The 6,275-nt window shown below is 62.9% G+C and carries 5 protein-coding genes; 4 read left to right on the top strand and 1 reads right to left on the bottom strand.

Annotated features, from left to right (window positions below):
• The first annotated feature begins 61 nt into the window (after positions 1 to 61).
• Both EOA49_RS29410 and EOA49_RS29405 read left to right on the top strand, forming a co-directional pair.
• A complete protein-coding gene (locus tag EOA49_RS29410) occupies positions 62 to 3,022 on the top strand; it encodes an ATP-binding protein (RefSeq protein WP_127243508.1) in 2,961 nt (986 codons plus the stop codon).
• Positions 3,019 to 3,867 (top strand): phosphoadenosine phosphosulfate reductase family protein, encoded by an 849-nt coding sequence (locus EOA49_RS29405; RefSeq protein ID WP_245460836.1) that lies wholly within the window; start codon positions 3,019 to 3,021, stop codon positions 3,865 to 3,867. Before EOA49_RS29410 ends, EOA49_RS29405 begins: the two co-directional genes overlap by 4 nt.
• 508 nt (positions 3,868 to 4,375) lie before the next feature.
• Here the strand turns inward: EOA49_RS29405 and EOA49_RS29400 are convergent.
• Positions 4,376 to 5,500: an RHE_PE00001 family protein gene (locus tag EOA49_RS29400; protein ID WP_127242156.1), complete on the bottom strand. Its 1,125-nt coding sequence runs from the start codon at positions 5,498 to 5,500 to the stop codon at positions 4,376 to 4,378.
• 232 nt (positions 5,501 to 5,732) lie between these two features.
• Here EOA49_RS29400 and EOA49_RS29395 point away from each other — a divergent pair, with 232 nt between their 5' ends.
• Positions 5,733 to 5,975, top strand: coding sequence for a type II toxin-antitoxin system prevent-host-death family antitoxin (locus EOA49_RS29395; RefSeq protein WP_127242155.1), 243 nt, complete (start codon positions 5,733 to 5,735; stop codon positions 5,973 to 5,975).
• A partial coding sequence (locus EOA49_RS29390) for a type II toxin-antitoxin system VapC family toxin (RefSeq protein WP_127243507.1) occupies positions 5,975 to 6,275 on the top strand: 301 nt, incomplete at its 3' end. The genes EOA49_RS29395 and EOA49_RS29390, both read left to right, overlap by 1 nt.

The raw sequence follows: 6,275 nt of genomic DNA, 5'->3' as shown, positions 1-6,275 counted from the left end.
GCGCGGTCGCGTGTGGGACGTCCTCGCCCTGACAGGTCGACGGACGAGCCTCACGGGTGCGTTGGCAGAGGCGGCCGCGGCTCAATTTGACTGGCCGCAGGTGACCCTTGACCGCGCCCGCGACGAGCGGGTGCTCATCGACGAACTAGAGGCTCATGCTCGAAACAAGGGCGGTCTGCTCATCGTCATCGACGAACTCGGGAAGTTCCTCGAGCATGCAACGGGTTCTGCCGGCGACGTCCATATTCTGCAGGATCTCGCCGAGCGGGCGGCACGCTCGAACGGCCGTCTGGTGGTCGTCGGGATCTTGCATCAATCCTTCGAACAATACGCCAACCGGCTGAGCCGCATAGCTCGGAACGAGTGGGCGAAGGTGCAGGGCCGATACCAGAACGTACCCTTCGTCGCGCAGGCAGACGAAGTTGCGGCGCTCATAGCCCGAGCAATCGGCAGCGACCACGCGCCGGTAACAGCCAAGGCGATCGCCGCGCGGACGGCGGAAGCGATTTCGCATCGACGTCCGGTCGACGTTGCGGGCCTTACCGAAGTGCTGACCCAAACGTGGCCGCTGCACCCGGTCTCGGCGCTGTTGCTCGGACCGGTATCACGTCAGAGGTTTGCGCAGAACGAGCGGAGTGTTTTCGGGTTTCTCTCGTCGTCCGAGCCCCACGGATTTCAGGCCCATCTGGCACGAACCGAAGTGGGTACGAACGCATGGTACGGACCCGATCAGCTTTGGGATTATCTCGTCGCCAATTTCGGCAGCGCCTTGTCGGTTGGCCCCGAAAGCAATCGGATGACACTGGCCATGGAGGCGGTCGACAAAGCAGCGCTCTTCGGCCCGTTGGCAGCAAAGCTGGCCAAGGCCTCGGCGGTGGTCGAGCTGTTCAGGAACGGCTCTGGACTGGCGGTTGTCGACGACATCCTTTCGCTCTGCGCTCCGGAAGCCAAGAAGGCAGAGGTCGCCGCTGCGATTGACGAACTGGTCAATCGTGCGATCCTCATCCGACAGCCGCGGCTTGGCGGTTACGCTCTATTCGCCGGAAGTGATTTCGACCTCGACGAGGCCATCGCCAAGGCCGCACTGAAGCTCGACGCCGATGTACTCGCAGATCTGCCATCGCGCTTGGGTGTGGGCCCGATCGCAGCCAAGAGCCACTATTTTTCGACCGGGGCGTTGCGTACGTTCGACGCCGTCATCCAATTCGCCGACGAAAGTCCTCAAAGCCCTGCAGCCTGGGCCAAGCGGGCCGCTGCGTCGCTGGCAAAGACAAAACGGCGTTCAGTAGGCCTGCTCGTCATGCTTCTTCCCGACCCTCGGAGCTTCGACGCGCCGGTCAAAGTCGCAGCAAAGCAGCTCAGCATTGAGCTCGAGAATCTGGGAGTCCTCGCCGGCGTGGCGGCGAGCGAGCAGGTCTATCTGCTGAGGGACCACGCGACGGACCTCTACGCCCTTGATCGCATCGAAGAGACACATCCACAGCTGGAGGGTGACCGGATCGCCCGCAGAGAGCTCTCGGCGCGGAAAGCATTGATCGCAGAGATTGTGAGAAGCGATCTCCTCAAAGCCTTCGCATCGGCACGCTGGTGGTTGTTCGGTGACAGCGCAAAGGACTCCACCGGCAAGAAACTCGAGGGTAAGGAGCTGACGGTCATCGCGTCGGCGCTTGCAACCGCCGCTTTCAGCAGCGCCCCAGTCATTCAATCAGAGTTGCTGTACCGAGATAAGCCCTCGACCGCGGCCATGGCCGGCCTGCGGACATTGATGCATGCCATGGTGTCGAAGGCGGACCTACCTGACCTTGGGATTGAGAACTACCCCGTCGAGCGCGGACTCTACCTCACGATCGTGCGGCCATTGGGCCTTCATCGGCAGGACGAGAAGGGGGTATGGCGCTTCGCCGATCCTGCCAACGACGATGCGGGCAAAACATTGAGGCCTGCTTGGTCGGAGCTCGGCGAGAAGCGCGTCAACCTTGCAGAACTCTTCGATAAGTGGGCTGCCAGGCCATACGGCATCAAACGAGGCGTCATGCCGGTCCTTGTGTTGTCGTATCTGCTGGCGCACCGAAATGCGGTCGCGGTTTACGTCGACGGCGTTTTCCAGCCTGCCATCGACGACATCGTGGCTGACCGCATCCTTCAGGATCCCGCTGCGATCGAGTTTCGCCGAATTTCGCGATCGAAGCGCGACGAAGCGTTCGTTCGTCAGCTTGCCGCGCTTCTCTCAACAGAAGCGAACCCCGTTGAAGCGAAGGCGCTTCCGGTCGCGTCGGCACTCTATCAACGCTTTCACGCGCTCCCGCTGTGGGCGCAGCGCACGCAGATGCTCCCCGACAAAGTCCGCAAGGTCCGCGACATCGTGCTCAAGGCAAGCGATCCGGAGGCGCTGTTGTTTTCGGACCTCGCGGTGGCGCTCGACGGCGAGCCCGACCCTGGTGTGAGCGTCGTGACCTCTCTCACCAAGGCCGAGCATGCCTATCCGAAAATGCTTCACGCTCTTCGCAAGAGCCTTGCGGAGCATCTGGGTGTCGACGCCGAGACGTTCGAAGGCATCGGCCCGCGGTCCTCGACCGCGTCAGGAGTGTCGGCTGAGCTGCGGGTGGACGCGTTCATCATGCGTTCCGGCGCGTTCGAGGGCGGTGATGGTGACATCGAAGGGCTTGCAAGCTTGCTCGTCCACAAGCCGCCGCGCAACTGGTCCGACCGCGAGCAGGAACAGGCCATGTTCGAACTGGCCAAGCTCTGCCTGCGGTTCCGCGAGGCGGAAACCTTCGCCGCGGTCCGGGGCCGCTCACCCACGTCGCAGGCGATATCCGTGATGGTGGGCCTCGATCCGAAGGAGAAGCCTCTCTTCCACGCTTTCCAGGTGTCGAAGCAGGAGCTTGCGGCAGCAGACAAAGCGGCGGACGATCTAATGGCGCAGCTCCGCGAGAAAGGGATGAGGCCTGCCGTCGAGCTCGCCGCCCTGGCGCGTATCGTAGAACGCCTTTCTGACGGCAAGGGGATGGAGCCGACATGACCGCTGCGATGCGTGAACGTCATATCCTTGGAATTTCAGGCGGGCGGGATAGTGCCGCCCTGGCTGTGCATATGCGGCAGACCCGGCCGGACCTCGATCTCGAGTACTTCTTCACCGATACCGGCAAAGAGCTGGACGAAGTCTATTCGTTTCTGGACAAGCTGGAGGGCTTCTTGGGGAAGACGATCACCAGGCTCAATCCGGACCGAGATTTCGACTTCTGGCTCAAGGAGTACAATCACTTCTTGCCCTCGCCCAAGACTCGGTGGTGCACACGGCAGCTTAAGCTTCGGCCCCTCGAGCGTTGGCTACGCGACGATCTCGGTGCGGGCGTGACAGTCCATTCGTACGTGGCTATCCGCGCCGATGAACCCAGCCGTGAGGGGTATCAGGCGACGCATGGCAACATGCAGGTCCACTTCCCTCTACGGGAAGCCGGTATCAATCGGGCAGGGGTGATCGAGATGCTCGAGAGCGCTGGGCTCGGCGAGCCCGAGTACTATCGGTGGCGGACGCGGTCTGGCTGCACCTTTTGTTTTTTCCAGCAAAAAATCGAGTGGGTGCGGTTGATGAGGGAGCACCCTGATGCGTTCGAAGAAGCCAAGGGCTACGAAAAAACCGCACGTGATCACGGCTCGCCATTCACGTGGAGCCAGGGTGAGGGGCTAGACGAGCTCAGTGCTCCCGCGCGGGTCGAACAGATCGAGCGCGAGTTCGAGCAGCGTCGGGAGCGACTTCTGGTTCGGCGCCGCGTGAATCCGCTCGCAGGCAGTCAAGTGCCCACCATTGATGACGTTTACGGCATCGATGAAGCCTCGGCAGGGTGTGTCATCTGTCATAAGTGATCGGTCGAAGCAGCATCTCTGCTCGGCAGTTGTTTGCAGCCGAATTCCAGGAGCATGCGCAGTCCGGAGGCTCTGCCGCAGATCGAAGCCTGCGACCATTGCTCTCTGCGACCGACCGGTCGGTCGCTTTAAGTCAGCGAAGCAAGATGCCATCGATGTAGATGTTGCGCACCCAGGATTCATGCGGACACCACTGCTCGGATTTGCGCGAAGATAGTCCGCTACGTCTTCCAGAGTGGAGAGCGCGACCGGGTGCACATTCGACCCGAATTCGTGGCAGGCGAAGAGTCCATCGGAACCACGTTCCACACGCCCCCGTACGATGCCGCCGACGATGCGTTCAATTCTCGCTACCGGCATCGCTATCCCTTTGCCGTTTGACAGCGCGTTTCGCCATGCAGCGAGTCTGGCGCCGGCTTCCGCCTCGTCAAGAGGATGCTAATATTCTGCAGAAGACCGGCCGATAACCCGCCGCTGGGTGTGGGCATCGACCTTGCGGGCTCCCGTCTCAAATCATTCCCCACGCCCGGAACCGTCCCCTGCCCGTCATTTCGCGCAGGCTGAGCTCGCCGACCAGATTCAGCGCACCCTGCTTCGAGACTTTCAGACCGTCCTGGATCATGCCGGTCGAGACGATCGGGCGGGCCAGCACCAGCTCGATCAGGTCCGAAAGTTTTGAGCTTGCACGTCGCTCACGCAGCCGCCGCTCCATCTGTTTTTTTACCAGCATCAGCCGATCGTGCTCCTTCAAACCAGCAAGCGCTGCTTCCTGGATGGCGTCGACAAACGCCAACAACCGGTTGCTTCGAGTCCGTTCTCGCCGGCGCTCCCGCGGAATGTGCTTGGCGCCGAGATGCAATGAGGCCAGATGGCCCGCGGCAAGCCCTTCCTGCCGCAGCAGCGCAGCGACGAGCAGCGGCCCGAGCCAGGCGGCATGCTGCAGCACTTCGATCTCGGACCAGGCATCGAGCAGGATCGCCCCGCGCAGGAGCGCCGGCAGCTCCCGCGTGTCAGCAATGACGTCCTGCCATTCGGCCAGGCGCGCGTCCTCGTCCCAGTCGAGATCGTAGACCAGCGCCGGTCGCTCCGAATGCGACATCGTCTCCTTGCGGGCCGCCACCGCCCCACCATCCAGCACCTTGGCAGCGCGATCGAGCACGGCGTCGATCGCCGCAAACTCGTCTGCGAGCGGATCCGGCTCGTCCGTCTCAAGCGGCGCATCAGGGTCCAGCTCCAGCGCCGTACTCCCCTCCCCTTTCCGGCCAACTTCCCACGGCGCCGCCGCGCCGCCACGGCCAGTCAGCTGCCGCAGTCCATCGCGGCCGAGCGCCCAATCAGGAGCGCGGCCAAAGATCTGGCGGCGGGCACGGAGCACGGCATGCGCGCGGGTGAGCTCGTGGGTCGGCGCTCGGACATCCATGTGCGCGTCGTGCAGCACCAGGTCCTCGAGGTGGACGAGCTCGCCCTCGAGCCAAAGTGCAGCGGTTGCGTCAGCAAAATTCTGCCGCTCGATCCAGCCCTCACGAATGGGAGAGCGGAACAGCCGCTCGTCGAGACGCGCCAACAGCTCGGTGGCGCGGGCAACCGGCCCGATCAGGGTTTCCAGGGGAAGCTTTGCCAGCGCGTAAGCCATTGATTTCATGGTAGCTGATTCGCGTTAGTCAAGCTAACTTGCATTTAAGTTGACTTGCAGGGGATTTTCTCCGACGCGCTTTTCACTATCGATAAGTAACCCTTATCGATAGTGAGTTGGTTCACCGGTTGACTAACCCCGCTTTTGGCTCTATCGTCGCCCAAAACACCGATCGCCGGGCCAGGGCACGCTGCGCTCGACCACAGGCCCAATTTTCCCGGAGCACGCCGTCATGACCATCACCGTCAAGGTTGCCGAAGCCAAGACCCATCTGTCGGAGCTCCTGGCCAAGGTCGAGGCCGGCGAGGAGGTGATCATTTCCCGCGGCAACGATCCGATCGCCAAACTCAGCAGGATCCGCAAGGATACCGACCTCGCCGCCCTGATCGAAGAGGTCCGCGCCGCCCGGGCCCGCGCCAAGCCTGTCACCACCGAGGAGATTCTGGCTTGGAAGCACGAGGGGCACCGCTACTGATGTCCTTGATCCTCGATGCGTCCATCGCCGCCGCCTGGCTGCTGCCGGAAGAGCACAGTCAGGCCGCCGAGGCGCTGGTAGGGGGACTTGGCGGCCCCTGCCCCGTGCCATCCCTATTCTGGCACGAAATCCGCAGCATCCTGCTTGTCGCCCGGCGACGCGGGCGCATCCACGACGGCGAGGCGCTCGCCGCGCTCGGCCGGCTGCGGCGCCTGCCGCTGGAAGATGCCGGTCCGGGCGCGGATGCCAGCGTCATGGCGCTCGCCGAGGCTCATGGGCTGAGCGCCTACGATGCAGTCT

Origin of the sequence: Mesorhizobium sp. M1A.F.Ca.IN.020.04.1.1 (assembly GCF_003997315.1) — a bacterium.
Taxonomy (GTDB): Bacteria; Pseudomonadota; Alphaproteobacteria; order Rhizobiales; family Rhizobiaceae; genus Mesorhizobium.
This window is presented reverse-complemented; position numbering and strand designations above follow the sequence as displayed.

What these genes read in the sequence shown, in the direction of transcription:
- EOA49_RS29405 (WP_245460836.1), top strand. Translation starts at nt 3,019, where the DNA reads ATGACCGCTGCGATGCGTGAACGTCATATCCTTGGAATTTCAGGCGGG.
- EOA49_RS29400 (WP_127242156.1), bottom strand. Translation starts at nt 5,500, where the DNA reads ATGGCTTACGCGCTGGCAAAGCTTCCCCTGGAAACCCTGATCGGGCCG.
- EOA49_RS29395 (WP_127242155.1), top strand. Translation starts at nt 5,733, where the DNA reads ATGACCATCACCGTCAAGGTTGCCGAAGCCAAGACCCATCTGTCGGAG.